The following is a 26,500-nucleotide window of genomic DNA, read 5'->3' on the forward strand; positions in this document are numbered from 1 at the left end:
GGCTGGACCGGCCGGACCCGACCGACGAGGCGCGCAACGCGATCTACTACCTGCGCGACCTGTACGCCGAGGCCGCGCCGCAGGTCCTCGACGACCTCGCCGACACGCTGCGCACGCTCGGCGTGGAGACGTCACCGACGTCCCGCCCGCTGAGCTTCGGCACCTGGATCGGCGGCGACCGCGACGGCAACCCGTTCGTCACGCCGGTGGTCACCCGCGAGGTGCTGCGCATCCAGCACGAGCACGGCATCGCCGCCACCGAGAAGGCGATGGACGAGCTGATCACCGAGGTCAGCGTGTCCCGACGGCTGCGCGCGGTGTCGCTCGACCTGTCCGCCAGCCTCGCCAAGGACCTGGACGCGCTGCCCGAGGTGGCGCCCCGGTTCCGCCGGGTCAACGCGGAGGAGCCGTACCGGCTCAAGGCGCGGTGCGTGAAGGCGAAGCTCGCCAACACCCGGGAGCGGCTGCGCGCCGACACCCCGCACGTGCCGGGGCGCGACTACCGGGGCTCGGCCGAGCTGATCGCCGACCTGGAGCTGCTGCGCGCGTCGCTGGCCCGCAACTCCGGCCAGCTCACCGCCGTCGGGCGGCTCGCCTCGACCATCCGTACGGTGTCCGCGTTCGGGCTGCACCTGGCCACCATGGACATCCGGGAGCACGCGGAGAAGCACCACGAGGTGCTGGCCCAGCTCTACGAGGCCGTCGGCGAGGTGTCCGACTACCCGGCGCTGACCCGGCTGGAGCGCACCAAGCTGCTCGCCGACGAGCTGACCGGCCGCCGGCCGCTCTCCACCCAGGACAGCCCGCTCACCGAGTCGGCCCGCAAGACGTTCGACGTGTTCGCGGCCATCCGCGAGGCGCAGGACCGGTTCGGCCCCGAGGTGATCGAGTCGTACATCATCTCGATGACGCTCGGCGTGGACGACGTGCTCGCCGCCGTGGTGCTGGCCCGCGAGGCCGGCCTGGTGGACGTGCACTCCGGGCGGGCCCGCATCGGCATCGTGCCGCTGCTGGAGACCCCGGCCGAGCTGAACGCCGGCGGCGAGCTGCTGGACGAGCTGCTGTCGCTGCCCGCGTACCGGGCGCTGGTGGCGGCGCGGGGCGACGTGCAGGAGGTGATGCTCGGCTACTCGGACTCCAACAAGGAGGCGGGCATCACCACCAGCCAGTGGTCCATCCACCGGGCGCAGCGCGCGCTGCGGGACGTGGCCGCGCGGCACGGCGTACACCTGCGGTTGTTCCACGGCCGGGGCGGCACCGTCGGCCGTGGCGGCGGTCCCACGCACGACGCGATCCTGGCCCAGCCGTACGGCACGCTGGACGGCGCGATCAAGGTGACCGAGCAGGGCGAGGTCATCTCCGACAAGTACACGCTGCCGGCGCTGGCCCGGGAGAACCTGGAGCTGACAGTGGCGGCGGTCCTCCAGGCGACGCTGCTGCACACCGCGCCCCGGCAGCCGGCCGAGATGCTGGAGCGCTGGGACGCGGCCATGGACGTGGTGTCCGAGTCGGCGTTCCGGTCGTACCGGTCGCTGGTCGAGGACCCGGACCTGCCCGCGTACTTCTGGGCCTCCACGCCGACCGAGCTGCTCGGCGCGCTGAACATCGGCTCCCGGCCGGCGAAGCGCCCGAACACCGGCGCCGGCCTGTCCGGCCTGCGGGCCATCCCGTGGGTGTTCGGCTGGACGCAGACCCGGCAGATCGTGCCGGGCTGGTTCGGCGTGGGCTCCGGGCTGGCCGCCGCGCGGGCTGCCGGGCTGGCCGACGTGCTCGCCGAGATGAACCGGAACTGGCACTTCTTCCGCACGTTCCTGTCGAACGTCGAGATGATGCTGACCAAGACCGACCTGACCATCGCCCGGCGGTACGTGGAGACGCTGGTGCCGAAGAAGCTGCACCCGATCTTCGACAAGATCGAGCAGGAGTACGAGCTGACCAAGCAGGAGGTGCTGGCCGTCACCGGCTCACCGGCGCTGCTGGAGAACTCCCCCGTGCTGCAGCGCACGCTCGCCGTGCGGGACACCTACCTGGAGCCGCTGCACCACCTCCAGGTGGCGTTGCTGCGGCAGTACCGCGAATCAGGTGCGGCCGGGCGGGCGGTGGCGACCGCGCCGGGTGGGCGGCGTGCCCCGAACGACGGTACGGCGCTGGAGCGGGCGCTGCTGACCACCGTCAACGGCATCGCCGCCGGCATGCGCAACACCGGCTGAGGTGTAAGGAAGGGCCCCCTCTTAACGCCTCGTGCATAAGAGGGGGCCCTTCTTAACGCCTGCGCGCGGCGCGTCGCGAGCAGCGCCCGACGCGCGGCGCACCGCGCCCGGCGCGGCGGTGCCGGCTAGAAGTCGCCGCCGCCGAAGTCACCGCCGAAATCTCCGCCGCCGAAGCCACCGAAGTCGCCACCGCCGTAGTCCCCGCCGCCGAAGTCGCCACCGGCGTAGTCGCCACCGCCGCCCATGTCTCCGCCCTGGTCGCCGAAGTCCTGGCCGTCGCCGAAGCCCTCCTGGTAGCCGGCGTCGTAGCCGTACCCGGGGTCGGCGAACGCGGGCGAGAACGGCTCGTCGGCGATCAGCAGACCGCCGACCACACCGACGCCGGCGCCGAGCGCGGTCTTCCACCACGGCGTGGAGTACCAGCCGGCCGGCACCGGCCGCCCCTGGAACCGGCCACCCGGGTAGTAGTAGGGCGTCGCGTTGCCCGGCTGCGGTCCGGCCCGGAACGTCTGCCCCTGCACGTCGACCTGCCGCTCCTTGGTGAGCGCGCCCGCGCCCTGGGCGGCGGCGAGCGGCGGCAGCTCCGGGCCCGGGTCGATGCCCATCGCGGTACGCGCCGCCCGGATGTACGCCAGCCCTTCCAGCGCGGTCTCCCGGGCCAGCCCGAACTGGCGCGGCGTGCTCGCCTGCTCCAGCTGCGAACCGGCCGCGTTGTAGCGCTCACCCGCGTCGGCGAGCGCCTGCCGGACCGCCGGGGCGTCGCCGTGCAGGTTCATCAGCTGGCCGCCGAGCCGCTCGTACCACCGCTGCGCCTCGGCGCGGGCGTCGGCCAGTTCGTTCGAGCGACGCGATCTGCTCCCCCTCCGCCAGAACATGAACGCACCTCCGAGCAGCAGGATCAGGAACAGCCACAACGCGAACTCCATGACTCGAACGTACCCACCGGGCGCACGTCGTACCCGTTTGGCAAGCTCTTGGCCATGAGCTTTGCGACGCTGGCCGTGGTGGTGCTCTGCCTCGCCGCGGGCGGCGCGGTGGGCTGGCTGGCCGCGCGGGCGCGCGCGGCGGCCGACATCGCCCGCCTGGAGGCGACGCTCGCCGCGACCAAGGCGGGCGAGGGCCGGCTGGAGCAGTCCATGCGGGCGCTGAGCTACGAGGCCACGGCGCAGTCGCAGGAGGCGGTGGCCCGCGCGGTCGCGCCACTGCACGACACGCTGCGCCGCTACGAGCAGCGGGTGGCCGAGCTGGAGCGGGACCGGGTCGACGCGTACGCCGAGCTGCGCGAGCAGGTGCGGTCCATGAGCGCGGTCTCCGGCGAGCTGCGCACCGAGACCAAGCAGCTGGTGGCCGCGTTGCGCGCGCCGCAGGTGCGGGGCCGCTGGGGCGAGCACCAGCTCCGCCGGATCGTCGAGGCCGCCGGCATGCTGGAGCACTGCGACTTCAGCGAGCAGGTCACCGCCGCGACCGACCACCAGGGGGTACGCCCCGACCTGGTGGTCCGGCTGCACGGCGGCCGGACGGTGGTGGTGGACGCGAAGGCGCCGTTCGACGCGTACCTGACCGCGATGGAGGCACGCGACGAGCGGGGGCGTGACACCCACCTGGACGCGCACGCCCGGCACCTGCGCGCGCACGTGGACGGCCTGGCCGCCAAGTCCTACTGGTCGGCGTTCGACCAGACGCCCGAGTTCGTGGTGCTGTTCGTGCCGGCCGACCCGTTCCTCGACGTGGCCCTGCAACGCGACCCGACGCTGCTGGAGCACGCGTTCGCCCGCAACGTGGTGCTGGCCACTCCGGCCACGCTGGTGGCGCTGCTGCGCACGGTGGCCTACTCGTGGCGGCAGGAGGCGCTGGCGCGCAACGCGGCGACCGTCCACTCGCTGGCCCGCGAGCTGTACGGGCGGCTGTCCACGCTGGGCGACCACGTCGGCAAGCTGGGCAGCTCGCTGGGCGGGGCGGTGACGGCGTACAACCGGGCGGTGGGTTCGCTGGAGGCCCGGGTGCTGGTGAGCGCGCGGAAGCTGGCCGAGCTGGGCGTCTCCGACGACGAGCTGGCCGCCCCGGCGCAGGTCGAGCTGGCGCCGAGGCAGCCGCAGGCGCCCGAGTTGCTGGGTCCGCCGTCCACATCGGCCGAGCGGTCGACCGACGTCGACGCCTAACACGTCGCACGTGTTGACGTAGGCCGATTTCCATCACGGACTGATCACAAACCTGGGCCGAGTAGTGACACCTGCCGTCCTGGCACGCAGGATCACCGTCACACGTGCCCTGCCCCTCGGGGGCCCTGTTCTCTGGAGGAAGAGAACGTTGAGTAAACCCCGCACGCGCAGCCGGCGACCGTCCGCCGCGCTCCTGGCCTCGGTCCTCGCGGCCGGCGCCCTGACCGTCGGAGGTGGCGCCGGCACCGCGAGCGCCGCCCCCGCCGCCCCGCAACCCTCGCAGCCGACCGCCGCGAAGGCACTGGGCGCACACGACGCCAAGCTGCTCGACGCGGCCGAGGCGAAGAACGCGCCGACCGTCACGATGATCATCGCGGCCAAGAAGGGATCGGCCAAGAAGGTCGTCGACGGCCTGACCGGCCTGGGCGCGACCGTCAGCCAGCGGTACGACCAGATCGGCTACGTGCTGGCGAAGGTCCCCACCGACAAGGCGCTCAAGGCCGCCACGCTGCCCGGTGTCGCCGCCGTCGACCTCGACGAGACCATCAAGCTCCCCGACCCGGCGCCGGAGGCGGCCCCGAAGGGCGCCAAGACCGCCGCGCAGGCCCAGACGCTGGCCGGGCCGGGCGGTGACACCGGTGCGGTGAACCCGTACATGCCGACGAACGAGACCGGCGCGGAGGCCTTCAAGGCCGCGAACCCGCAGTGGGACGGCCGCGGCGTCACCATCGGCATCATGGACTCCGGTGTGGACCTCGACCAGCCGGCGCTGCAGACGACCACCACCGGCGAGCGCAAGATCGTCGACTGGGTCACCGCCACCGACCCGCTGGAGGACGCCTCCTGGCGGCCGATGCTGACCGAGGTCAGCGGCCCGTCGTTCACCACCTCGCTGGGCACCTGGACCGCGCCGGCCGGCAACTACCGGTTCAACGTCTTCCGCGAGAACATCACCGCGAACAGCGACGCGCGCGGCGACCTCAACCGCGACGGCGACACCACCGACTTCTGGGGCGTGCTCTACAACCCGGCCAACGGTGACGTCCGCGTCGACGCGAACCAGAACAACGACTTCACCGACGACGAGGTGATGCGGCCGTACAAGGAGCGGTTCCAGGTCGGCCACTTCGGCACCGACAACCCGGCCACCGCGGTACGCGAGCAGATCCCGTTCGTCGTCGAGTACCGGCGCAACGTGGACACCGCCCCGGTCGGCGGCCCCGGCCTGGTCGACTACGTCAACATCGGCATCATCGAGAGCACCCACGGCACCCACGTCGCCGGCATCACCGCCGCCAACGACATGCTGGGCAACAGCGCCTTCGACGGCGCCGCCCCGGGCGCCAAGCTGGTCTCCGCCCGCGCCTGCTCGTGGGGTGGCGGCTGCACCGCGGCGGCGCTCACCACCGGCATGGCCGACCTGGTGATCAACCGCAAGGTCGACGTGGTGAACATGTCGATCGGCGGCCTGCCCGCGCTCAACGACGGCTCGAACGCCCGCGCGGTCCTCTACAACGACCTGATCAACACGTACGGCGTGCAGCTGTTCATCTCGGCCGGCAACTCCGGCCCGGGCCTGAACACCGTCGGCGACCCGTCGGTCGCCACCGACGTGGTGAGCGTCGCGGCGAGCGTCAGCAAGGACACCTGGCTGGCCAACTACGGCTCGGTGGTCCGCAAGGACAACGCGCTGTTCAACTTCTCGTCGCGCGGCCCGCGTGAGGACGGCGGCTTCAAGCCGAACATCGCCGCCCCCGGCTCGGCCATCTCCACCGCGCCGACCTGGCAGCCGGGCAACCCGGTGCCGGAGGCGGGCTACCCGCTGCCCCCGGGCTACCAGATGCTCAACGGCACCTCGATGGCCGCCCCGCAGGCCACCGGCGCCGCCGCGCTGCTGCTGTCGGCCGCCAAGGCGACCGGCAAGGGCGTCACCCCGGCCGCGCTGCGCCGGGCCGTCTACACCTCGGCCCAGCCGATCGCCGGCGTCCCGACGTACGCGCAGGGCTACGGCATGTTCAACGTGCCGGGCGCGTGGAGCCTGCTCGCCAAGGGCGTGCCGACCCGCACGTACACCTCCGAGGCGCCGGTCTGCACCGAGCTGTCGCCGAACCTGACCCGCTACGACCGGGCCTCCGGCACGTTCGTGCCGAACCCGAACGTCGGCACCGGCCTCTACAACCGCTGCGCCGCCGACCGTGGTGGCCAGAAGGTCAAGGAGAGCCGCCACTACGAGGTCAAGCTGACCCGGACCAGCGGCCCGAACAAGGGCATCAAGCACGAGGTCGCGTTCCTCGGCAACGACGGCACCTACTCCGCCCCCAAGGTGGTCTGGCTGCCGCTGAACAAGACCGTCACGGTCAAGGTGAAGGCCAAGCCGATGACGGCCGGCGCGCACGGCGCCATCATGACCGTCGACGACCCGGCCACCAACGTGGTCGACTTCGAGGTCGCCACCGTCGTGGTCGCCTCGAACCCGGTGTCCGCTCCGGCGTACTCCTTCTCGGCCGAGGGCTCGGTCGAGCGGAACAACTTCCGGTCGTACTTCGTGACCGTCCCGCCGGGCGCGGGCGCGCTGCAGGTGAACCTGTCCGGCATCGCGACCGGCTCGCAGACCCGCTTCATCGCCATCAACCCGTACGGCGTGCCGGTCGAGAGCACCGCCAGCACCGCCTGCTACACCAACTTCTCCGACGCCGCGGTCTGCAAGCCGCAGGAGCGGGACTACCAGAACCCGATCCCAGGTGTGTGGGAGATCGAGGTGGAGGCGCGCCGCACCTCGCCGGCGCTGGACAACCCGTTCCGGCTGCAGGCCCGCGTGCAGGGCGTGAAGGTGGAGCCGGCCGTGGTGCAGCTCCCGTCGGTCACCGCCGGGACGCCGGCTCCGGTGAGCTGGAAGCTGACCAACGCGTTCGGCCCGGTCCAGGTGACCGGCGTCGGCGGTCCGCTGGCGAGCGTCCGGTCCGAGCGGCCCAGCATCACCCAGGGCGCGAGCCAGGAGTACCTGGTGGAGGTGCGGGCGGGCGCCACCTCGTTCACCGCGCGGATCGGCAACCCGTCCGACCTGAGCGCCGACCTGGACCTGACGGTCTTCCTGGGCACCACCCGGGTGGGCCAGTCGGCCGACGGTGACTCGGAGGAGGCGGTCACGCTGACCAACCCGACCCCGGGCACCTACCGCGTCGTGGTCGACGGTTACTCGATGAGCGACCCGAGCACCGCGTACGACTACCGGGACTCGTTCGCCTCTCCGGAGCTGGGCACGCTCTCCGCGTCGTCCACGCCGCTGTCGCTGGCCAACGGCGCCACCGCCACCCTCACGGGTTCGGTGACCGCCCTGTCCACCCCGGCCGCCGGCCGGGAGCTGTACGGCGACATGGCCGTGACCACCACCGAGGGCGCGGTCGTCGGCCGCGGTTCGGTGGAGGTTCTCGCGGTCAACTGATCCGCTGACACGACGGAGCCCCGTCCCCTCTCGCAGGGGGCGGGGCTCTTTCGTGTCGTCAGGCGGGGCGGGCGGACTCGACCACGAACGGGGTGCCCTGCTGGCAGGTGGTCATCATGCCCGGTTCGGGACGGCCGGTGACCTCGACCCGGGCGCCGGCCTTGAGCACGTCGCGGGGGCCACCGACGAGCAGGTGGCCGTCGAGCAGCAGGCAGTTCGGCTCGACCCCGGCCTGCACGGTTCCGGTGATGACGGTGCCGCCGACGCCCGGCGGCGTCGACGGGCCGCCCTTCCAGGAGGGGTCCGGCCGGCTCGGGCCGGTGCCGGGATCGGGCTGGCTGGTCACCGGGGCGGCTCCCGTCGTACTCGGGCTGGGGCTGGGATCGGCGGACCCGTCGCCGGGTGCGGCGCAGGCGGTCAGCGCGAGGCCGGCGAGCAGTGCGACGAGCACCGTACGAGGAGTCTTCATGGTCGGTTGGACGCGGCGGACGGCCGTTGCGTTCCCGTCAGCCGCGCGCCGCGGCGGCGGCGGCCTTCATGTCGCGCTTGAGTTCCTGCGGCAGCGAGAACGTCAGCCGCTCGTCTGCGGTGGTGATCTCCTCGACGTCGCCGAAGCCGCGCTCGGCCAGGTGCGCGAGCACCTGCTGGACCAGCTCGTCCGGGACGCTCGCGCCGGAGGTCACACCTACAGTGCTCGCCCCGGCCAGCCAGGCGTCGTCGATCTCGTGCGCGAAGTCGACCAGGTGCCCGGCGCGGGCGCCGGCGTCCAGCGCCACCTCGACCAGCCGGACCGAGTTCGAGGAGTTGCGCGAGCCGACCACGATCACCACGTCGCACTCGGGGGCGATCTCCTTGACCACGTGCTGGCGGTTGGAGGTGGCGTAGCAGATGTCGTCGCTGGGCGGCGACTGGAGCAGCGGCAGGCGCTTCTTGAGCCGGGCCACGGTCTCCAGCGTCTCGTCCACCGACAGCGTGGTCTGGGACAGCCAGACCACCTTCTCCGGGTCGCGCACGGTGACCTTGTCGACGCCGTCCGGGCCGTCGACGAGCTGGATGTGGGCGGGCGCCTCACCGGCGGTGCCGATGACCTCCTCGTGCCCCTCGTGCCCGATGAGCAGGATGTCGTAGTCCTGCGCGGCGAACCGCCGGGCCTCGTGGTGCACCTTCGTGACCAGCGGGCAGGTGGCGTCGATCGCCCGCAGCGAGCGCTCCTTGGCCTGCTCGTACACCTCGGGGGCGACGCCGTGGGCGGAGAAGATGACGGTGGCGCCCTCCGGCACCTCCTCGTTCTCCTCCACGAAGATCGCGCCCTGGGCCTCCAGCGTGCGCACCACGTGCTTGTTGTGCACGATCTGCTTGCGCACATAGATCGGCGCGCCGTAGAGCTTCAGCGCCTCCTCGACGGTCTGCACCGCCCGGTCCACGCCCGCGCAGTAGCCGCGGGGATTGGCCAGGAGCACGCGCTTGCCGGTCCGGGGAGTCGTCTCAGCGTCAGTCACCCGCCCATCGTACGTGGCGCTCTCCCGCGCGGCAGCGGCCGCGAGGCGCGCGCGGGCGCTGTCGGTCCCGGGCCGTAGGGTGTGCTGGTGAGCGCGGGAGAGGACGGGCAGAGCAGGCCGGACGGGCAGAGCAAGCCGGACGGACGGAGCACGCCCGAGGAGCCGTGGCCGGTCCGGGTGGTCAGCCAGAAGGTCGGCGCCTGGATCGCCCGCCTCGGCTGGGTGTGGGTCGACGGCCAGGTGGCGCAGATCAGCCGCCGTCCCGGCGCGAGCACCGTCTTCCTCACGCTGCGCGACCCCTCGGCCGATCTGAGTCTCACCGTCACCACGAACCGCGACGTGCTGGACGCGGGCGCGCCGGAGTTGCGCGAGGGCGCCCGGGTGGTGCTGCACGCCAAGCCCGAGTTCTACGCCGCGCGGGGCACGCTCAGCCTGCGCGCCGACGAGATCCGCCAGGTCGGCCTCGGTGAGCTGCTGGCCCGGCTGGAGAAGCTCAAGAAGCTGCTCGCCGCCGAGGGCCTGTTCGACCGGTCCCGCAAGCGGCGGCTGCCGTTCCTGCCGGGCCGGGTCGGCCTGATCACCGGCCGCGCCTCGGCGGCCGAGCGGGACGTGCTGACGAATGCCCGCCGCCGCTGGCCCGCCGTCGACTTCCGCACGATCAACGTGGCGGTGCAGGGGCCGGGCGCGGTGCCGGACATCGTCGGCGCGCTGAAGGTGCTCGACGCCGATCCGGCGGTCGACGTGATCGTCATCGCCCGGGGCGGTGGCGGCATCGAGGATCTGCTGCCCTTCTCCGACGAGACGCTGTGCCGGGCGGTCTTCGCCTGCCGCACGCCGGTGGTCAGCGCGATCGGGCACGAGACCGACGCGCCGCTGCTGGACTACGTGGCCGACGTGCGCGCCTCCACCCCGACCGACGCGGCCAAGCGCATCGTGCCGGACCTGACCGAGGAGGTCCGGTTGATCGGGCAGGCCCGGTCCCGGCTGGAACGGGCCGTTCGTCACCTGGTCGACCGGGAGCAGCACCGGATCGACCTGCTGCGCTCCCGTCCGGTGCTGGCCCGGCCGCAGGTGATGGTCGAGCAGCGGGCGGTGGACGTGTCGGCGCTGCGTGACCGCGCCGGCCGGTCCCTGGAGCACCGGCTGCGGGGGGCCACCGACGACCTGCGGCACACGCTGGCCCGGCTGCGCGCGCTGTCCCCGGCCGCGACGCTGGAGCGCGGCTACGCGATCGTGCAGCGCGCCGACGGCCACGTCGTCCGCGCGGCGTCCGAGGTCGCCAAGGGCGATCCACTGCGGGTACGCCTCGCCGAGGGCGAGCTGACCGCCACCGTCGACGGCTGAGGAAAGAGAGACGATGACCGGGACGAAGGACGAGCAGCTCAGCTACGAGCAGGCCCGCGCCGAGCTGGCCTCGGTGGTGGAGAAGCTGGAGGCCGGCGGCACCTCGCTGGAGGAGTCGCTGGCCCTCTGGGAGCGCGGCGAGCAACTCGCCGGGGTGTGCCAGCGCTGGCTGGACGGCGCGCGCGCCCGTATCGACGCCGCCCGGCAGCGCGCCGAGGACTGACGGTGGGGTCCGGCGCGATCGCCGAACCCCACCGCAGACGTCAGTTGAACAGGTTGTACAGCTCGGCAGGAGCCTCGACGACCTGGTCGGCCGGGGGCTTCTGGGCCGCCGCCGCGTTGCCGTAGTCGGTGTAGGTGATCTTCAGGTCCTGCGCGGCGTTCTGCCCGGCCGCCGGGATCTTGAGCACCATCTCGCTGAGCCGGCCCTGGGTGTCGACCTTGGCGGTGAACGGCACCGACTGGGCCTGCGCGCCGAGCGCGGTGATCACGGCCGGGTCGAGCGAGCCCGCCTCGGCGGCCTTCGACACGTCGACGGTGCCCTCGTACGTGCCCTCGCCGGTCTGCCGTACCTCGGTGATGCCCTGGGTGAGCACGGCGCTGCCGGCCGGGTCGAGCTTCTCGAAGTCGAAGCCCAGCGCCCGGTTGCCCTTGATCCGGTTCTGGTCGAGGTGGTGGTACTTGCCGGTGTTGAGGTTCTTCACGCCGGGGATCTGGGTCGCCGCCGTGCCGCCCAGCTCCAGCTTGACCCAGCTGTCCGGCTTGGCGTGGATCAGGTCCAGCTTCATCATCAGGTCCGACGACGGGTCGCCGATGGTCATCCGCATGTCGGCGCTCTGGCTCGGCTCGTGCACCTGCCCTTCGGCGGTGGAGCCCGCGCCGGTCATGGTGAACTTGAAGTTCCCTTCACGGATCGCGTTCGTGGAGTCGAGCAGGGCCTGCTTGGCCGCGCTGCTGGACGCCGTGGCGCTCGGTGCGACGCTGCCGGAGGCGCTCGGTGTCGAGGAGGCGCCGGAGGTCGTCGCGTCGCCGTTGCAGGCCGCCAGGCCGGGAATGAGCAGCGCCGCGGCGAACGCGGTGGCGCTGAAGCGTCGTATCTTCACGTCAACCTCTCCAGGTGGGTCGTCCGGGCTCGATGTCCCTTCTGTTCCCGGAAGCGGGGATCCGCAATCCCGCCTCACCCGGAGGGAGGACGTCAGCGTAGTGACGTGGCGAGCCTGCGCAGCTCCGTCTCCCCGGCGTCGCCGACCACGATCACTGTGCGGTTCGGCTCCAGCAGGACGAGCGCCTGCTCGTTGCCGCGGGCGGTGTAGCGCTGCCAGCTCAGCCCGTCGGGCAGGTCGGCCGCCCCCTGCGGCCGGCCCTCACTCAGCTCGGCCGGGAGGAGCTTCTCCGCCGGGACGTTGCTCTCCACGAGTTGCGCGCCGCGGCCCTCCGGGGTCACGTACCCGATCCGCAGCGTCGACCCGTCGGCCTCGGTCCGGAAGCGGGCGTTCACCGTACGCCAGTCGTCGCCCAGACCGGTCGGCGCGCTGACCGGGAAGACGTTCGCGGAGCGGGCCTGTTCCAGCGCGGGCGCCGGGTCGACGGTGACCGGCGAGTCGCCGCCGAGGAAGCCGCGGTAGAAGGCGAGCAGCAGCGCGATCGGGACCAGCAGAATCAGCAGGGACAGCGCCATGTCCTTCGGCGACCGCTCGGAGCGGGCCTTCTCCTTGCCGGCGGGCGGCGCGGGCGTGTCCCCCGCGGCGGCCGGTTCGCCCTGCTCCGCGACGAGTGCGGGCTGGCCCTCGGGCGGGGTCGGGCCGCCACCCGGTCGGACCGGTGGCTGGCCGTCCGGCGGGGTGGCGTCGGTCGGTGCGCGGTCGGCAGGCTGTGCGGCTTCCACCCGGCCATTGTCGCAGCCCGCCGGGAGGCGTGATCCTGGCCTCCTCCGCCCCGCCGGGACCGCGAACCTGAGATCGTGTGAGGATCAGCGACAAAACCGGCGGCGACGACCGCCGGTCCCACCCCGCAACGTCGCGAGGAGGCCGCCATGACAACCACCAGGACGCGGACGCCCCAGGATCTCGACCGCAACCTCGCCCTCGATCTGGTACGGGTGACCGAGGCCGCGGCGATGGCCGCCGGACGCTGGGTCGGCCGGGGCGACAAGGAGGGCGGCGACGGCGCAGCGGTCGACGCCATGCGCAAGCTGATCAACTCCATCCCGATGCGCGGCGTCGTGGTGATCGGCGAGGGCGAGAAGGACAACGCGCCGATGCTGTTCAACGGCGAGGAGGTCGGCGACGGGACCGGCCCCGAGGTGGACGTGGCGGTCGACCCGATCGACGGCACCACGCTGATGAGCAAGGGCATGCCGAACGCGCTCGCCGTGCTCGCGGTGGCCGAGCGCGGCGCGATGTTCGACCCGAGCGCCGTCTTCTACATGGAGAAGCTCGCAGTCGGCCCGATGTACGCCGACGTGGTGGACATCAACGCCGGGGTGGCCGAGAACATCCGCCGGATCGCCAAGGTCAAGGGCACCGACACCGCCGAGGTGACCGTGTGCGTGCTGGACCGGTCGCGCCACGACGACCTGGTCAAGCAGATCCGGCGTACCGGGGCCGGGATCCGGTTCATCTCCGACGGCGACATCGCCGGGGCCATCGCGGCGGCCCGCGGCGAGTCGGACGTGGACGTGCTGATGGGCATCGGCGGCACCCCGGAGGGCATCACCGCCGCGTGCGCGCTGAAGTGCATGGGCGGCATGATGCAGGCCAAGCTCTGGCCGAAGGACTCCGAGGAACGCCGCAAGGCGCTGGACGCCGGGCACGACCTGGACCGGGTGCTGTTCACCGACGACCTGGTCACCGGCGACAACTGCTTCTTCGTGGCCACCGGCGTCACCTCCGGCGACCTGCTGCGCGGCGTGCGTTACCGCTCCGGTGGCGCGTACACCCAGTCGATCGTGATGCGCTCCAAGAGCGGCACGATCCGGGTGATCGACTCGTACCACCGCCTGGAGAAGCTCGCCCTCTACTCGGCCGTCGACTTCGACGGCCGCCCGCTGGCCGAGCAGGAGTGAGCCCGGCGGCGTCCCGCCCCCGCCCCTAACGGGCGGCGGGGGCCGGGGCGCGCAGGCCGGAGACCATCTCGTCGACGACGCGGTCCAGCGGCGTCGCCTCGATCCCGAACGTGCTGGTGGCGGCGCTGGAGTCCATCACGAACGGCGCGGCGAACTGGTGCGCGGTCTCCCGCATCTCGCGGGCGAACGGGTCGGCCAGGCCGCCCAGCCAGAGCACCGGGTAGGGCATCCGGGCCAGCCGTGGCGCCGCGACGCCCGCCCGCTGCGCCGCCCGCTCGGCCAGACGCCGCATGGGCACCGGCGGCGGGCTCGGCACGTGCCAGGCCCGTCCCCAGGCGCGCGGGTCGGTCGCGGCCGTGACGAGGGTACGGGCGACGTCCGGCACGTACGTCCAGGTGTGCGGGGCGTCCCAGTCGACAGGCAGGAACACCCGCTGCCCGGCGAGCACCTTGGGCAGCACCATCATGGGCAGGGAGCTGCCGCCGAGCCCGATGTAGTCGGAGCCGCGTACCTCGGTGACCCGGGCCCGGCCGGCGCGGTGTGCGTCCAGCGCGTCGGCCCACATCCGGTTGCGGACCCGGCCCTTGACGCCGGTGGCGGCGAGCGGGGTCGCCTCGGTCATCGGGGCGTCGACCAGGCCGTACCCGTAGAGGTTGCCGACCGTGGCGAGCACGGCGTCGCTGCGCTCCGCAGCGGTGAGCAGGGCGGCGGCCAGCGGCGGCCAGTCCGTCGCCCACCTGTGGTACGCCGGATTGGCGCAGTTGTAGAGCGCGGCCGCGCCCGTGGTCAGCTCGGCGAGCTCGTCGGCGTCGGCGGCGTCGGCGGCCACCCGCTCGACAGCCGGGTGTTCCGGGCCGGTGCCGCGCCGGGTGACCACCCGCACCTGCTCGCCGCGCTCGGCGAGCAGGTCGGCGGTGGCGGTGCCGACGGGGCCGGCGCCGACGATCACATGCAGGGCCATGACAGATCCACCTTTTCTGAAGCAGTTGTCCGAAGCGAGAGCACCGCTCTCGAAACAGAGCATGACTCAAACGCAGGTCGACTGTCAAGAGCAGTGCTCTCTCTTTTGATTGCTGCTCTCATCCGTGGCAGAGTGAGGGCATGGTCGCTCCCTCACTGCGCGCCCGGGTCCGCGCCGGGATGATCGAAGAGATCAAGACGGTGGCCCGCCGCCACCTGGACACCGACGGCGCGAACCTCTCGCTGCGCGCGGTCGCCCGGGACCTCGGCATGGTCTCCTCGGCGATCTACCGCTACTTCCCCAGCCGCGACGACCTGCTCACCGCGCTGATCCTGGAGGCGTACGACGCGCTCGGCGACGCGGTGGAGGCGGCCGACGCCGCCGCCGACCAGGCCGACCTGCGCGGACGCTGGCTCGCCGCCTGCCGGGCCGCCCGCGCCTGGGCGCTGGCCCACCCCGCCGAGTACGCGCTGCTCTAGGGCAGCCCGGTGCCCGGGTACGCGGCCCCCGACGAAACCATCGTGCCGGCCCAGCGTCCACCGCTGACGCTGATCGGCATCCTGCGCGACGGGCTGGCCACCGGCCGGCTCGCCCCGCCCGACCAGGAACTGCCCGAGCCGCTGCGCGGCGACGTGACCGAACTGGTCGAGCAGATCGGCATGGACGTACCGCCCGCGCTGCTGGCCCGCGGCATGGCCGGCTGGACCCAGCTGTTCGGGCTGATCAGCTTCGAGCTGTTCGGCCGGATCAACCGGGCGCTGCCGCACCGCGACGAGTACTTCGACCACCAGATCGGCCTGATGGCAGACCTCATCGGCCTGCCCTGACGCCGGGTCAGCCGGGCCGCGAGCGGTCCACCGGGACCGCCGGCGGGTACGGCGGCTCGTACGGCGGTCGCCACGGCCCGATCAGCCGGGCCGCCCGCCAGCCGAGCAGCAGCCCTGGCACCGTGGCCAGCCCGGCCAGCGCCAAAGCCGTCGTGACATAAGCCGGACGGCCGTAGAGCCAGCCCACCATGACAGAACCGGCCAGCGTCGCCGTCAGCGCGGCGGCCGTCAGCACCTCGGCGAACCAGCGGCCGGGCAACCGCCACGAACGGCGTGGCCAGAGGGCGAGCGCCAGGCTGCCCGCCTGGAGCGTCACCCAGCCTGCGATCGGAATCGGCAGAAGCACGAATTCCGCTCTCCAGAGGCTCAGCAGCGCCAGCGCGGCGAGGACCTGGATCGTGCCCTGCAGGACCGCCAGCGCCGCACCGTCACGAAACGGCCGTGCGGCCCGCACGGCGGACACCACCAGGACCAGGGCGGCCAGGTTGACGACCAGCAGAAACGCCCACAGCGGGTCGTAGTGCCGGTCGCCAGGGGAGATCCGGTCGAGCGGCGGTGGCTCGTCGGCCCACGAGTTGTTCGGGAACCCGATCCGCCGCCACCCGCCGTCGGCGTCGCGCAACGCGAACCCGTCCCGGCCGTTCGCGACCAGCACCACGTGCCCGCCACCGGGCAGGTCGAGCACGGCGAGGTCCTGCCCGGTGATCCGCGCCTCGCCGGGCCCGGCCTGCTGGTGTCGCGCCTTCAGCAGCTCGCGCTGCCGCTCGGTGATCTCCCAGGAGAGCCGCCAGGTCCGGCCCGCGTCGTCGCTCTCCTCCACCCTGATCCGCCCCGGCAAAAGGCGGTAGCAGCGCAGCGGTGAGGCGGTCGAGCACTGCCGGCGGTCGGGCCGGGTCGTGGTTCTCGAACGTCCGCGCAGCGCCTCCTCCTCGGCAGGCGTGGGACCGCGCCATGTCGTTCCGGCGTCGTCGCTCATCGCGTCGTACAAGGGAACGGTGTCGTCGTCCGGATACGCCTGATCGGCGACGCCGGCGACCAGCCGTCCGTCGACGACTGTGGCACCGATCGCGTCGTGGTACATGGCCGGGCTGGTGGCCGCCACCGCGGCGGTGGCCGCCGGCAGCAGCACGACCAGCCGGACCAGCCGGGCGGCCCGGTGCCCCACGTCGTCGCGCCGGGCCCGCCGCCACGTCCAGGCCGCCACCGCCAGGGCCGGCAGGGTGAGCAGGTCGGTCGGGTCGGCCCTGATCAACGAAGGGCCGCTCACCACGCTCCACATCTGCGAGGCGGCCGCTGCGGCCTGCTCGTCAACCTTGACCACGGCGAACCCGAGACCGACCAGGGCCAGCGCGAAACCCGCCACGGACCGGGACCGAAACCGGGGTACGACCAGCGTCACCAGCACCGCCACCAGCGGCGGCGCGAGCACCAGCCCGGCGACGTCGCTCAGCTTGCCGGTCACCAGGCCCGGAAAGGCCGCCTTGAACACATGGTCGTTGAGCACCAGCACGATCAACGAGAGCACGGTTCCCGGATGACCCAGCCAGGCGAGCGAAATCCGGGCACCGTCGGGTGCTGTCGACTCGGAGGGGCGCATCCGTCCATCGTGGGCGCGGACAGTCGCGCTCCGGCCACGGAACGGTGAGGATGCGGCGTCAGGTGCCGTCGGAGGAGTGACCGGGGAACAGGTGCGCGGTCGGGTCGATGACGACAGCCGCGTTGTTCACAGCCGTGGCCGCCTCGCCGAAGCCGGTGGCGATCAGGCGGACCTTGCCCGGATATTCGGTGATGTCGCCGGCGGCGAACACCCGGGGCAGGTTGGTGGCCATCGCGCTGTCCACCACGATGTGCCGCCGGTCGATGTTCAGCCCCCACTCGGCGAGCGGGCCGAGGTCGGCGGTGAAGCCGAGCGCGGCCACCACCGTGTCGACCGGCAGCGTCTCCGCCTCGCCGCCGCGTACGGTCAGCTCGGCGCCGGTGACCGTCTCCTCGCCGTACAGGCGGCTCACCTCGGCGTTGACGACGATCCGCACCGGCAGCGCGCGGACCCGCTCGATGGTGGCGGCGTGCGCCCGGAAGCGGTCCCGCCGGTGCACGAGCGTCACCGACCGGGCCAGCGGCGCGAGCGTGGCGGCCCAGTCGAACGCCGAGTCGCCGCCACCGACGATGAGCACGTGCCGGTCGGTCAGCTCGGCTGGCTGCGGCACGAAGTAGACGATCCCGCCGCCGGTGAAGCTCTCCGCGACCGGCAGCGGCCGGGGCGTGAAGCTGCCGAGCCCGCCGGTGACCAGCACCGCGCCGCAGCTCAGCTGCTCGCCGCCGGCCAGGCCGAGCACCGGCCGGCCGTCGAGGTAGGACAGCTTTTCCGCGCGTACGCCGAGCTGGTAGTCGGGGTGGAACGGCGCGGCCTGGGCGACCAGGTTCGCGACCAGCTCGCGGCCCTTGATCGCGGGGAAGCCGGCGACGTCGAGGATCAGCTTCTCCGGGTACATGGCGGTGATCTGACCGCCCGGCTCGGGCAGCGCGTCGATGACCGACACGGAGAGCCCGCGGAATCCGGCGTAGTAGGCGGCGAAGAGCCCTGCGGGACCGGCCCCGATCACGGCGACATCGACCTCGCGCATGGCTCACCGTCGCTTTCCGTTTCGGGATCAACCCTCGCTGATGCCGAAACGGTAGGCGGGCGGGTGGCCGCGGGCAAGCATGTCCCGGGGTCTGATCAACGCGCCGTCAGGGCAGCGTCATCCTCGGTGAGCCGAGGTGGTCGGCGTCGCCGGTGTCCCTGCGGCGGCGGAACAGGATCGCCGCCACGACGCCGCCGAGCAGCCCGAACAGGTGGCCCTGCCAGGAGACGCGCTCGTCGGTGGGGAGGATGCCGAGCAGCTGCCAGCCGTAGAGCAACCCGACGAGCAGGCCGACGGCGAAGTTCCACCAGCTCCGCTCGACGACGCCCCGGGTGAGCAGGATGCCGAGGTAGCCGAAGATGACGCCGCTGGCGCCGACCACCACCGAGTTGGGTGAGCCGGTGAACCAGACGCCCAGGCCGCTGACCAGGATGATGACGGCGGTGGACCAGAGGAACCGGCGGGTGCCCGCGGCGAGCACGAACGTGCCCAGCAGGATCAGCGGGATGCTGTTGCTGTAGAGGTGGTTCCAGCCGGCGTGCAGGAACGGCGAGAAGAAGACACCGTCCAGGCCCTGGATCCGCTGCGGGATGATGCCGGCGGTGTAGTCGAGGCCGAGTCGCAGGCCGACGTCGAGCGCCTCGATGAGGAACAGCACCGGTACGACCGCGCACATGGCGACGAAGGCCCGGCCGAGCGCCGCGTAGAACGCATCGGTGCCGAACCGGTGAGGGTCGCCGCCGCGTGGGCTGTCAGGCCAGGTCACCTACCAAGAGCTATCAGTAAAAGTGGCGGGCCGCCAGTCGGGGCCGGGTACGACGACGGCGGGGCACCCGGTTCCGCCCGGGTGTCCCGCCGTCGTCACGACGTCAGTACCAGCCTGAACTCTGCGACTTCTGCCAGGCGCCGCACGGGGTGTCGTACCGGCCCTTGATGTAGCCGAGACCCCACGTGATCTGGGTCGCCGGGTTCGTCTTCCAGTCGTCCGCGACCGAGGCCATCTTGCTGCCCGGCACGGCCTGCGGGATGCCGTAGGCCCCGGAGGAGCTGTTGGACGCCTTCGGGTTCCAGCCGCTCTCCTTGGTCCAGAGCTTGTCCAGACACGGGAACTGGTCGATGCCGAAGCCCTTGTCGAGCATGACGGCGCAACCGATCTTCCGGTTGCCGCTGTACTCCGCGCACGAGGACGGGATCGGGCCGTCGTACGGCTTGATCTTCGTCTCGCTCTCCGCCGCCTCCCGTTCCTTCTTGCGGGTGGCGGCGGCCGCCTCGGCCTTCTTGGCCCGCTCGGCGGCCTCCTTCGCCGCCGCGGCGGCACGCAGCTTCGCCTGGTACTCGGCGGCACGCTGCCGGGACGAGTCCACGCGGTGTTCGGACAGCCGTTCGCGCTGGTACGCGTACTCCGCCTGGTCGACCTCCAGGCCGACCTGCGCGGTCAGGCCCTGCTGCTGGGTCTGGCGATCCTCGCCCAGATAGAAGCCGCCGGCCACGCCCACGGAGAGCAGTGCCACAGCGGCGGTGCGGGCGCCGAACCGGCTCCACAGCCGACTCACGAAGTTTCCCTTCGTCGGGGGCAGGGACGCGGCACGCGCGTGGCCTACCGAGCCGCGCCGAGGTGCCGCGAGCGCTCCGGTACCGGTGTGACTGCGGGGCGTACATGGCTCCCGAGTGGTCGGTGACGCTCGATGGACACCATTGCGCACAGTGAGGCCGGTGGGAAATGACCGGGCCTAAAAGTGATCTGCGTCACCCTGAAAATCAGGACAAAGTGGGGCGAAAGCGGCGGTCAGCCGGGGATGTCCTCCAGTAGATCGGTGACCATAGCGGCGATCGGAGAACGCTCCGATCGGCTGAGCGTGACGTGCGCGAAGAGGGGATGCCCCTTCAGCGCCTCGATCACCGCCGTCACCCCGTCGTGCCGGCCGACCCGCAGATTGTCCCGCTGCGCCACGTCGTGAGTGAGCACCACCCGCGACCCCTGACCGATCCGGGACAGCACGGTGAGCAGGACGCCCCGCTCCAGCGACTGCGCCTCGTCGACGATGACGAACGCGTCGTGCAGGCTCCGGCCGCGGATGTGGGTCAGCGGCAGCACCTCCAGCAGCCCGCGCGAGGTGACCTCCTCCAGCACGTTCTCGTGCACCACCGAGCCGAGCGTGTCGAAGACGGCCTGCGCCCACGGCGACATCTTCTCCGACTCCGACCCGGGCAGGTAGCCGAGTTCCTGGCCGCCGACCGCGTACAGCGGACGGAACACGATCACCTTCTTGTGCCGGCGCCGCTCCATCACCGCCTCCAGGCCGGCGCAGAGCGCCAGCGCGGACTTGCCGGTGCCGGCCCGGCCACCGAGCGAGACGATGCCGATCGACTCGTCCAGCAGCAGGTCGAGCGCGACCCGCTGCTCCGCCGAGCGGCCGTGCACGCCGAACGCCTCCCGGTCGCCCCGGACCAGCCGGACCGTCTTGTCCGGCAGCACCCGGCCCAGCGCCGAGCCGCGCCCCGAGTGCAGCACCAGACCGGTGTGGCAGGGCAGGCCCGCCGCGGCGTCGACGTCGAGCGTCTCGCCCGCGTACAGCCGGCCGATCTCCTCCTCGGACAGGTCCAGGTCGGCCATGCCGGTCCAGGTCGGATCGCTGGCCTGGCCGTGGCGGTACTCGTCGGCGCGCAGGCCGACCGAGGCCGCCTTCACCCGCAGCGGCATGTCCTTGCTGACGAGCGTGACCTCACGCCCCTCGGCGGCCAGGTTCAGCGCCACGGACAGGATGCGCGCGTCGTTCGACTCGTTACGGAAGCCGGGCGGCAGCACCCCGTCGTCGGTGTGGTTCAGCTCCACCCGCAGCGTGCCGCCCTGCTCGTTGGCGGGCACCGGCCGGTCCAGCCGGCCGTGCCGTACCCGCAGCTCGTCGAGCATGCGCAGCGACTGACGGGCGAACCAGCCCAGCTCGGGGTGGTGCCGCTTGCCCTCCAGTTCGGAGATGACCACCAGCGGCAGCACCACCTCGTGCTCGGCGAAGCGGTGGAACGCCGCCGGGTCGGAGAGGAGGACCGAGGTGTCCAGGACGAAGGCCGGGCCGGCTGGTCGGGGCTCCTCGGCCTCGGCAGCGGCGCTGCGGCGGCTGCGGGTGGTCCGGCGGGTCTGGGCGGTCGAGGCCGGGGTCTGCTGCTCGGCTCCGGCGGGGGTACGGCGAGTGGTCACAGGCCTGCTCCGCGGATGGGCACCCGGCCACCCGAGTTCCGCCTCTTCCGGTGCCCGGAGGACACGGGGTCGGATGCGGGCCCCGTGTGCGAGGACGCAGGTCCGGGCTGTCCGGCTGGCCCGGGAAAACCCCGCGCCATGCCTAGACGCTAATCGCCGCGGGGCCGCGGGGCTAGAGGTGCGCGTGGATCATCGCGTGCCAGTCGCCGGACGTACACCTGTTCGGGTGACGGGCGGACCGGAACCGGCCGGGATGCATGCCCCCTGCGCGCATCCCGGCCGGTCGCCCACGGGCGGCACCGCGTCGCGGTGCGGGCCTCAGCCCGGCCGCCGCGCCAGCGTGCCGGCCCTCGGCCCGGCGCCGGCCGCGCCGAACGACGATCCGGTGTACGTGGTGCCCGCCCGCCCCACCGCGCCGAGCTGGGCGGTGGCGGTGACCCGGACGGCCGGGGCGGAGCCGGACCGCACGGCGACAGCGGCCGGTACGGCGGTGCCGGCGAACGGCACGGCCGAGCGCCCGGCCGACGTCACCACTGTCGCGCCGGGGGCGGACAGCGCCGAGGCGATCGCGGCCTGGGCATCTCGACGGCGGCGGTTCCAGGCGCCCCGGTCACCGTCGAAGTAGCCCTGCCGGTAGCCGAACCGGTAGCCGATGCGGTAGCTCAGCTGCCCGTGCAGGCGACCGGCCGCGTAGCAGGTGGAGCCGAGCACCAGGACGAGCACCACGGCGAGAAAAGGGGTCATCGCTCGTCCGTCCCGGGGAGTGGGTCGACCACCAGCAGGCGTTCCAGGTCGTCGGTGCTGACCTCCTCGACCAGCTCGACGCTGATCCGGCAGCCGTCGAGGATCACCTCGGCCACCGACGCCCGGCGGATCTCGCCGCCGGAGTCGTAGACCCGCACGCTCAGTTCGGGGCAGCCGAGGTGGGTACGCCAGGCGTCCCACTCCCCCCGGTCGCCGACGCTGAGTGAGAGATACCGGCACCCGCGGGCGAGATAGAGACGCCAGGGGGCGCTCAGCCCGGCGGACACGCCGTCCGCGATCAGCCCGAAGGCCTGGGCACGGGTCGCGAGCTCGGTCACGAGACCCCCTCGGCACCCGCGGAGTGACGCATGTGAGCACTCGTCGTCTCAAGCACGTGACACACCGTAAGTTGTCTCATGAGCGTGACAGTATCAGCTTTTCAGACCTTTGCCGCCGTACTCGTGTCCATCTATTCTGCCCAGGTGACACCCCTCAGGAGCAGCACTGGATCGTTTACCGGAAAACCTCGATCACCGTCACGTCAGCGTGACAGCAGCGTGCCGAGACCGCCCGACGGGATCGACTGGCCGTACCGTCACGGGGTGACCGAGACGGCCAACGCGCGGAAGATCGCCTTCGCCACCTTCGTCCGACGTGCGCTCGACGACGCGCGAGCGCTGCGGGCCTGGAGCGGCACCGAGGTCTCCCGGCGCACAGGCGTCTCCCGCCAGACCATCAACCGCTGGGTCCGCGGCGACTGGGCCAGCGACCCGGAGGCCGAGCGGGTGGTCGCCTTCTGCGAGGGCCTCGGGCTCGATCCGGCCGCCGCCTTCACCGCGCTCGGCTGGGACCGCGCCGCCGGCCCACGGGCCACGCCCACCCCACCTCCGATGGACCCGGACGTGGAGGCGCTGCTGCGCCGGCTGGTCGACCCGACCGTGTCGGACGCGGAGAAGTTCCACATTCGAGAAACCATTCGTTACCTCGCATATCGCCCGACACTGCCGGGCGGTGTCCGAAATAGGGGGAAACAGGCCGGGTAGTTCCTCAGATGGCGAAAGAACGGAAGGTCAGACCCGATCGTTTCGCCTCGGGGACGGATCGGACCCGCTAGCGTCCACGTTTGTACTGCTAGGGGCTCGTCATCGGCGGGGGGACGGGACACAGCCGAACCCAGCCCTGCGGGACAGAAGGAGGGGTCTGTCCATGACCCTGAAATGGTTGGCAGTCGTGGTCGCGGTGGTGTCGCTGACATCGTGCGTGACCGGCAACGTGGTGGTCGGCGTACTGGACGGCGGGCAGCTTCCCCTGGTCGTCAACCTCTTCGCGCTCACCACGGCCGGCACCGCGGTGATCCTCGCCGTCGTCGCCGAGCTGCACGATCGTCTCAACGACCGGGTCAGCGCGCTCACCGAGTTCCTGGTGGCGCGGCTGAACGAGATCGAGGCGCACACCGGCGACCGCAACACCGGCTTCGTGGAGGGCTACCTGCTCAGCCACGGGCAGGAGGCGGCAGTGGTGCCGTTCGGGCGCCGGGGACGGGGAGCCGCCGAACGCTGATCCCCACGACGTTCCCACGTCACATCTCGGCCACGAATACGCCGCCCGGCGCGGGGTACGCTGACGCGCGTGCCGCCGTTGAATCTGGGCAACCAGCAGCCGAAGACCCCGTTGAACGCGGAGCACGCCTGGCGTGCGACCGCCGATCGCGCACGGGACGTCGTTCTCTTCTTCGACTTCGACGGCACGTTGGCGCCGGTCGACGACGACCCCACGGCCGTCCGGCCCGCGCCCAACGTGCTCACCGCGCTGGAGGCGCTCGCCCCGCACGTGCGGCGGATCGCCATCGTCTCCGCCCGGCCGGTGGACTTCCTCCGCGACCACCTCGGCGGCCTCGCCGGAATCGACCTGTACGGGCTGTACGGCCTGGAGCACAGCCACTCCGGCGGTGAGACGGTCACCGAGCCGGCCGCTCTGCCGTGGGTGCCCACCATGTCCGAGCTGGCCGAACAGGCCCGCGCCGAGCTGCCGCCGGGCGCGCTGGTCGAGTACAAGCGGCTCTCCGTCGCGCTGCACTGGCGTACCGCCCCGCAGCTCGGTGAGCTGGTGCAGGAGTGGGGCCGCGCCCAGGCCGAGCGGCTTGGCCTGCGCGCCCAGCCGGGCCGGATGGTGCTGGAACTCAAGCCCCCCGTCGACCGGGACAAGGGCATGGTGATCGGCGAGACGGTCCGGGACGCCGGCGGCGCCTGGTACTTCGGTGACGACGTCTCCGACATCAAGGCGTTCGCCGCGCTGCGCGCCCGCGCCGCCGCCGACCCCGGCTTCCTCGGGGTCTGCGTCGCCGTGGCCAACCCGGAGACCGGGCACGAGGTGGCCGACGCCGCCGACCTGACCCTGGACTCCCCCGCCGCCCTGGCCGAGTTCCTCACCGACGCCCTGCGCCACCTGACCTGACCCCGCTTTTCCGCGTCGATCTTGCACTTGCCGCCCCGACAAACGGGGACGAAAGCCGCGCACGCGGGGCCGGAAGTGCAAGATCGACGGGGAGGCGGCGGTCAGGTGCCGAATCGGCGCTGGCGGGTGGCGTAGGAGCGCAGGGCACGCAGGAAGTCGACCTTGCGGAAGTCGGGCCAGTTCAGCTCGCAGAAGTAGAACTCCGAGTGCGCGCTCTGCCAGAGCATGAAACCGGAGAGTCGCTGCTCGCCACTGGTCCGGATGATCAGATCCGGATCCGGCAGCCCCTTCGTGTAGAGGTGCTCGGAGATGTGGTCGACGTCGAGCGAGGTGGCCAGCTCCTCGAGCGTGCCGCCGTTCGCGGCGAGCTCCGCCAGCAGCGAGCGGACCGCGTCGGCGATCTCGCGCCGCCCGCCGTACCCGACCGCGATGTTGACCTGAGCCCCGCCGTCGCGGTCCCGGGTGCGTTCCTCGGCGGCCTTGAGCGCGGCGGCGTGCTGCGCCGGCAACACGTCGAGCGCGCCGACCATCCGCAGCCGCCAGGGGTTGCCCTCCTCGGCCAGCTCGGTGGTGAGGTCCTCGATGATCTGGAGCAGTGGGTCCAGCTCGGCGGCCGGGCGGGAGAGGTTGTCGGTGGAGAGCAGCCACAGCGTGACGTGCCCGACACCGGCCGCGTCGCACCAGCGGAGCAGCTCCTTGATCCGCTCGGCGCCCATCCGGTGGCCGTCGTTCGGGTCGACGAAGCCCATCTCCCGGGCCCATCTGCGGTTGCCGTCGCACATCACGCCGACATGCGCGGGTACGGGCTTGCCCGCGAGCTTCGCCGTCAGCCGGCGCTCGTACACGGAGTAGAGGAGTTTCCGCAGAGTCATCACCTTGCAGGGTAGCGACCCGTGAGAAAGATCAGTGTCTCGGTGGCGTATCAGCCGACGGCGAGCCGGTCCGGCGCGGTCGCGGCACGTCAGCGGCGATTGCCGCGAGCGTGCGGGCGTCCAGCCGCCCGTCGCCGAGCCCCAGCTCCACCACGGTGCGGTAGACCCGCTCGTCGCGCCCGGCCGCGCCGACCACCGCGTCGACCACCCAGCGCCGACGCGCCAGCCAGGCCGCCGCCGAGCTGTGCCGCAGGTGGGTGCCGAGCCGGGCGCCCAGCGCGGCGGCGTACCCCCGGGCGGCCTCGGCCGGACTGCCGGCCGCCGCCGCGCCGGCCAGCGCCCCCGAGCGCAGCGCGTAGAAGATGCCCTCGCCGGTGAACGGGTTGATCAGCGACAGCGCGTCCCCGGCCAGCACCACCCGGCCCCGCCCGGGCGCCGGCCGGTGGGTGGACAGCGGCAGGTGGTGCGCGCGCAGGCCGGTCACCGTGGCCGGGTCGACGCCGGGGAGCAGCGCGGCCATCCGGTCCAGCAGGTGCGCGCGGCTGAGCGGCTCGCCGCGCAGCACCTCCCCGTACCCGACGTTCGCGCGACCGTCACCGATCGGAAAGACCCAGGCGTACGCGGGCCAGCGCGCCGCCGAGGTGACGATGAGCTGTTCGGGCGGCCCCGGCGGGGCCGGCGCGTAGCCCCGGATGGCGAGCGCCAGGTGCCGGTCCGGGTTGACCGGGTGCCCGAGCGCGCGCCGGACCACCGAACCGGCGCCGTCCGCGCCGACCAGCGCCCGCGCGGACAGCTCACCGTCGAGCACCACCCGGTCGGGAGCGATCTCCACCCGGCGTACGGTGTGCCGCCGCAACTCGGCGCCGGCCGCCACCGCCGCCGCCACCAGGCGTGCGTCGAACACCTGGCGGGGCACCGTGTACGCGGGCCGGGGCAGCGTCCGGGCGACGGTGCCGCCACCGGGTGCGACCAGGCGCAGCGCGGGCAGGGGCGGGTAGCCGTCGACGGCCCCGGTCACGCCCAGCTCGTCGAGGACGTCCAGCGCGTGCGCGGCGATGCCGTCCCCGCACGCCTTGTCGCGGGGGAAGTCGGACCGGTCCAGCA

Annotated in this window: 24 protein-coding genes and 1 pseudogene; 10 read left to right on the top strand and 15 right to left on the bottom strand. The window is 72.6% G+C overall.

Translation table 11 applies throughout. From position 1 onward, the window contains the following. Positions 1-2,210: phosphoenolpyruvate carboxylase (locus tag BAW75_RS29610; RefSeq protein ID WP_104115722.1), on the top strand; the 2,210-nt coding region annotated here is incomplete at its 5' end. Positions 2,211-2,335: 125 nt separating this feature from the next. Here the strand turns inward: BAW75_RS29610 and BAW75_RS29615 are convergent. Continuing rightward, complete coding sequence (locus BAW75_RS29615; protein ID WP_104115723.1) at positions 2,336-3,136, bottom strand: hypothetical protein; 801 nt, start codon at positions 3,134-3,136, stop codon at positions 2,336-2,338. A gap of 54 nt (positions 3,137-3,190) precedes the next feature. Here BAW75_RS29615 and BAW75_RS29620 point away from each other — a divergent pair, with 54 nt between their 5' ends. Together BAW75_RS29620 and BAW75_RS29625 are read left to right on the top strand one after the other, a co-directional pair. After that, positions 3,191-4,369 carry a DNA recombination protein RmuC gene (locus BAW75_RS29620; protein ID WP_069087409.1) on the top strand — a complete coding sequence of 393 codons (1,179 nt, stop codon included), beginning with the start codon at positions 3,191-3,193 and terminating at the stop codon, positions 4,367-4,369. Positions 4,370-4,517: 148 nt separating this feature from the next. Further along, positions 4,518-7,811 (top strand): S8 family serine peptidase, encoded by a 3,294-nt coding sequence (locus tag BAW75_RS29625; protein ID WP_104115724.1) that lies wholly within the window; start codon positions 4,518-4,520, stop codon positions 7,809-7,811. A 58-nt stretch (positions 7,812-7,869) separates the two neighbouring features. Here the strand turns inward: BAW75_RS29625 and BAW75_RS29630 are convergent, their stop codons facing one another. Both BAW75_RS29630 and BAW75_RS29635 read right to left on the bottom strand, forming a co-directional pair. Further along, positions 7,870-8,280, bottom strand: a complete 411-nt coding sequence (locus BAW75_RS29630; protein ID WP_043326603.1) for a hypothetical protein — start codon at positions 8,278-8,280, stop codon at positions 7,870-7,872. A gap of 37 nt (positions 8,281-8,317) precedes the next feature. Next, positions 8,318-9,310: a 4-hydroxy-3-methylbut-2-enyl diphosphate reductase gene (locus tag BAW75_RS29635; protein ID WP_043326605.1), complete on the bottom strand. Its 993-nt coding sequence runs from the start codon at positions 9,308-9,310 to the stop codon at positions 8,318-8,320. An 87-nt stretch (positions 9,311-9,397) separates the two neighbouring features. On the opposite strand from BAW75_RS29635, the gene xseA reads away from it, so the two are divergent. Both xseA and BAW75_RS29645 read left to right on the top strand, forming a co-directional pair. Further along, entirely contained in the window at positions 9,398-10,654 is a 1,257-nt protein-coding gene (gene xseA / locus BAW75_RS29640) for an exodeoxyribonuclease VII large subunit (RefSeq protein ID WP_104115732.1), read from the top strand. Between the two features lie 13 nt (positions 10,655-10,667). Further along, positions 10,668-10,877: an exodeoxyribonuclease VII small subunit gene (locus BAW75_RS29645; RefSeq protein ID WP_064447665.1), complete on the top strand. Its 210-nt coding sequence runs from the start codon at positions 10,668-10,670 to the stop codon at positions 10,875-10,877. 40 nt (positions 10,878-10,917) lie between these two features. Here the strand turns inward: BAW75_RS29645 and BAW75_RS29650 are convergent, their stop codons facing one another. Next, complete coding sequence (locus tag BAW75_RS29650; RefSeq protein ID WP_064447664.1) at positions 10,918-11,757, bottom strand: hypothetical protein; 840 nt, start codon at positions 11,755-11,757, stop codon at positions 10,918-10,920. A 92-nt stretch (positions 11,758-11,849) separates the two neighbouring features. Further along, a complete protein-coding gene (locus BAW75_RS29655; RefSeq protein WP_043326612.1) occupies positions 11,850-12,539 on the bottom strand; it encodes a DUF4245 domain-containing protein in 690 nt (229 codons plus the stop codon). A gap of 147 nt (positions 12,540-12,686) precedes the next feature. Here BAW75_RS29655 and glpX point away from each other — a divergent pair, with 147 nt between their 5' ends. Then, the gene (glpX, locus tag BAW75_RS29660) at positions 12,687-13,718 is read left to right on the top strand and encodes a class II fructose-bisphosphatase (RefSeq protein ID WP_104115725.1); all 1,032 of its coding nucleotides are present in this window, start codon (positions 12,687-12,689) and stop codon (positions 13,716-13,718) included. A gap of 25 nt (positions 13,719-13,743) precedes the next feature. Here the strand turns inward: glpX and BAW75_RS29665 are convergent, their stop codons facing one another. Further along, the gene (locus BAW75_RS29665) at positions 13,744-14,679 is read right to left on the bottom strand and encodes an NAD-dependent epimerase/dehydratase family protein (RefSeq protein ID WP_104115726.1); all 936 of its coding nucleotides are present in this window, start codon (positions 14,677-14,679) and stop codon (positions 13,744-13,746) included. Positions 14,680-14,819: 140 nt separating this feature from the next. Between BAW75_RS29665 and BAW75_RS29670 the strand changes: the two are divergent. Further along, positions 14,820-15,506: pseudogene (locus BAW75_RS29670) on the top strand (TetR/AcrR family transcriptional regulator). A 7-nt stretch (positions 15,507-15,513) separates the two neighbouring features. Here BAW75_RS29670 and BAW75_RS29675 read toward each other — a convergent pair. The 7 genes from BAW75_RS29675 to BAW75_RS29705 form a co-directional block, all read right to left on the bottom strand. Continuing rightward, on the bottom strand, positions 15,514-17,103 hold the full coding sequence (locus tag BAW75_RS29675) for a hypothetical protein (protein ID WP_146074922.1): 1,590 nt from the start codon (positions 17,101-17,103) through the stop codon (positions 15,514-15,516). Positions 17,104-17,161: 58 nt separating this feature from the next. After that, entirely contained in the window at positions 17,162-18,130 is a 969-nt protein-coding gene (locus BAW75_RS29680; protein WP_043326622.1) for an NAD(P)/FAD-dependent oxidoreductase, read from the bottom strand. Between the two features lie 106 nt (positions 18,131-18,236). Further along, positions 18,237-18,896 carry a rhomboid family intramembrane serine protease gene (locus tag BAW75_RS29685; RefSeq protein WP_064447660.1) on the bottom strand — a complete coding sequence of 220 codons (660 nt, stop codon included), beginning with the start codon at positions 18,894-18,896 and terminating at the stop codon, positions 18,237-18,239. A 103-nt stretch (positions 18,897-18,999) separates the two neighbouring features. Further along, the gene (locus tag BAW75_RS29690) at positions 19,000-19,683 is read right to left on the bottom strand and encodes an aggregation-promoting factor C-terminal-like domain-containing protein (RefSeq protein ID WP_104115728.1); all 684 of its coding nucleotides are present in this window, start codon (positions 19,681-19,683) and stop codon (positions 19,000-19,002) included. A gap of 233 nt (positions 19,684-19,916) precedes the next feature. Beyond that, the gene (locus BAW75_RS29695) at positions 19,917-21,326 is read right to left on the bottom strand and encodes a PhoH family protein (protein WP_104115729.1); all 1,410 of its coding nucleotides are present in this window, start codon (positions 21,324-21,326) and stop codon (positions 19,917-19,919) included. Between the two features lie 318 nt (positions 21,327-21,644). After that, positions 21,645-22,070, bottom strand: coding sequence for a hypothetical protein (locus tag BAW75_RS29700; protein WP_064447659.1), 426 nt, complete (start codon positions 22,068-22,070; stop codon positions 21,645-21,647). Continuing rightward, complete coding sequence (locus tag BAW75_RS29705; RefSeq protein WP_064447658.1) at positions 22,067-22,408, bottom strand: hypothetical protein; 342 nt, start codon at positions 22,406-22,408, stop codon at positions 22,067-22,069. Before BAW75_RS29705 ends, BAW75_RS29700 begins: the two co-directional genes overlap by 4 nt. Before the next feature lie 264 nt (positions 22,409-22,672). Between BAW75_RS29705 and BAW75_RS29710 the strand changes: the two genes are divergently transcribed. The 3 genes from BAW75_RS29710 (at position 22,673) to otsB (ending at position 24,524) form a co-directional block, all read left to right on the top strand. Next, positions 22,673-23,113 (top strand): helix-turn-helix domain-containing protein, encoded by a 441-nt coding sequence (locus BAW75_RS29710; protein ID WP_030501268.1) that lies wholly within the window; start codon positions 22,673-22,675, stop codon positions 23,111-23,113. Positions 23,114-23,276: 163 nt separating this feature from the next. Further along, positions 23,277-23,630, top strand: coding sequence for a hypothetical protein (locus BAW75_RS29715; protein ID WP_013284062.1), 354 nt, complete (start codon positions 23,277-23,279; stop codon positions 23,628-23,630). Between the two features lie 69 nt (positions 23,631-23,699). Further along, positions 23,700-24,524, top strand: a complete 825-nt coding sequence (gene otsB / locus BAW75_RS29720) for a trehalose-phosphatase (RefSeq protein WP_043326635.1) — start codon at positions 23,700-23,702, stop codon at positions 24,522-24,524. Positions 24,525-24,625: 101 nt separating this feature from the next. Here otsB and BAW75_RS29725 read toward each other — a convergent pair whose 3' ends face one another. After that, complete coding sequence (locus BAW75_RS29725; protein WP_104115730.1) at positions 24,626-25,396, bottom strand: isoprenyl transferase; 771 nt, start codon at positions 25,394-25,396, stop codon at positions 24,626-24,628. Positions 25,397-25,427: 31 nt separating this feature from the next. Further along, the coding region (locus BAW75_RS29730) for a geranylgeranyl reductase family protein (protein WP_104115731.1) at positions 25,428-26,500 on the bottom strand (1,073 nt) is incomplete at its 5' end.

Source organism: Micromonospora chalcea (genome assembly GCF_002926165.1).
Lineage (GTDB): Bacteria > Actinomycetota > Actinomycetes > Mycobacteriales > Micromonosporaceae > Micromonospora > Micromonospora chalcea.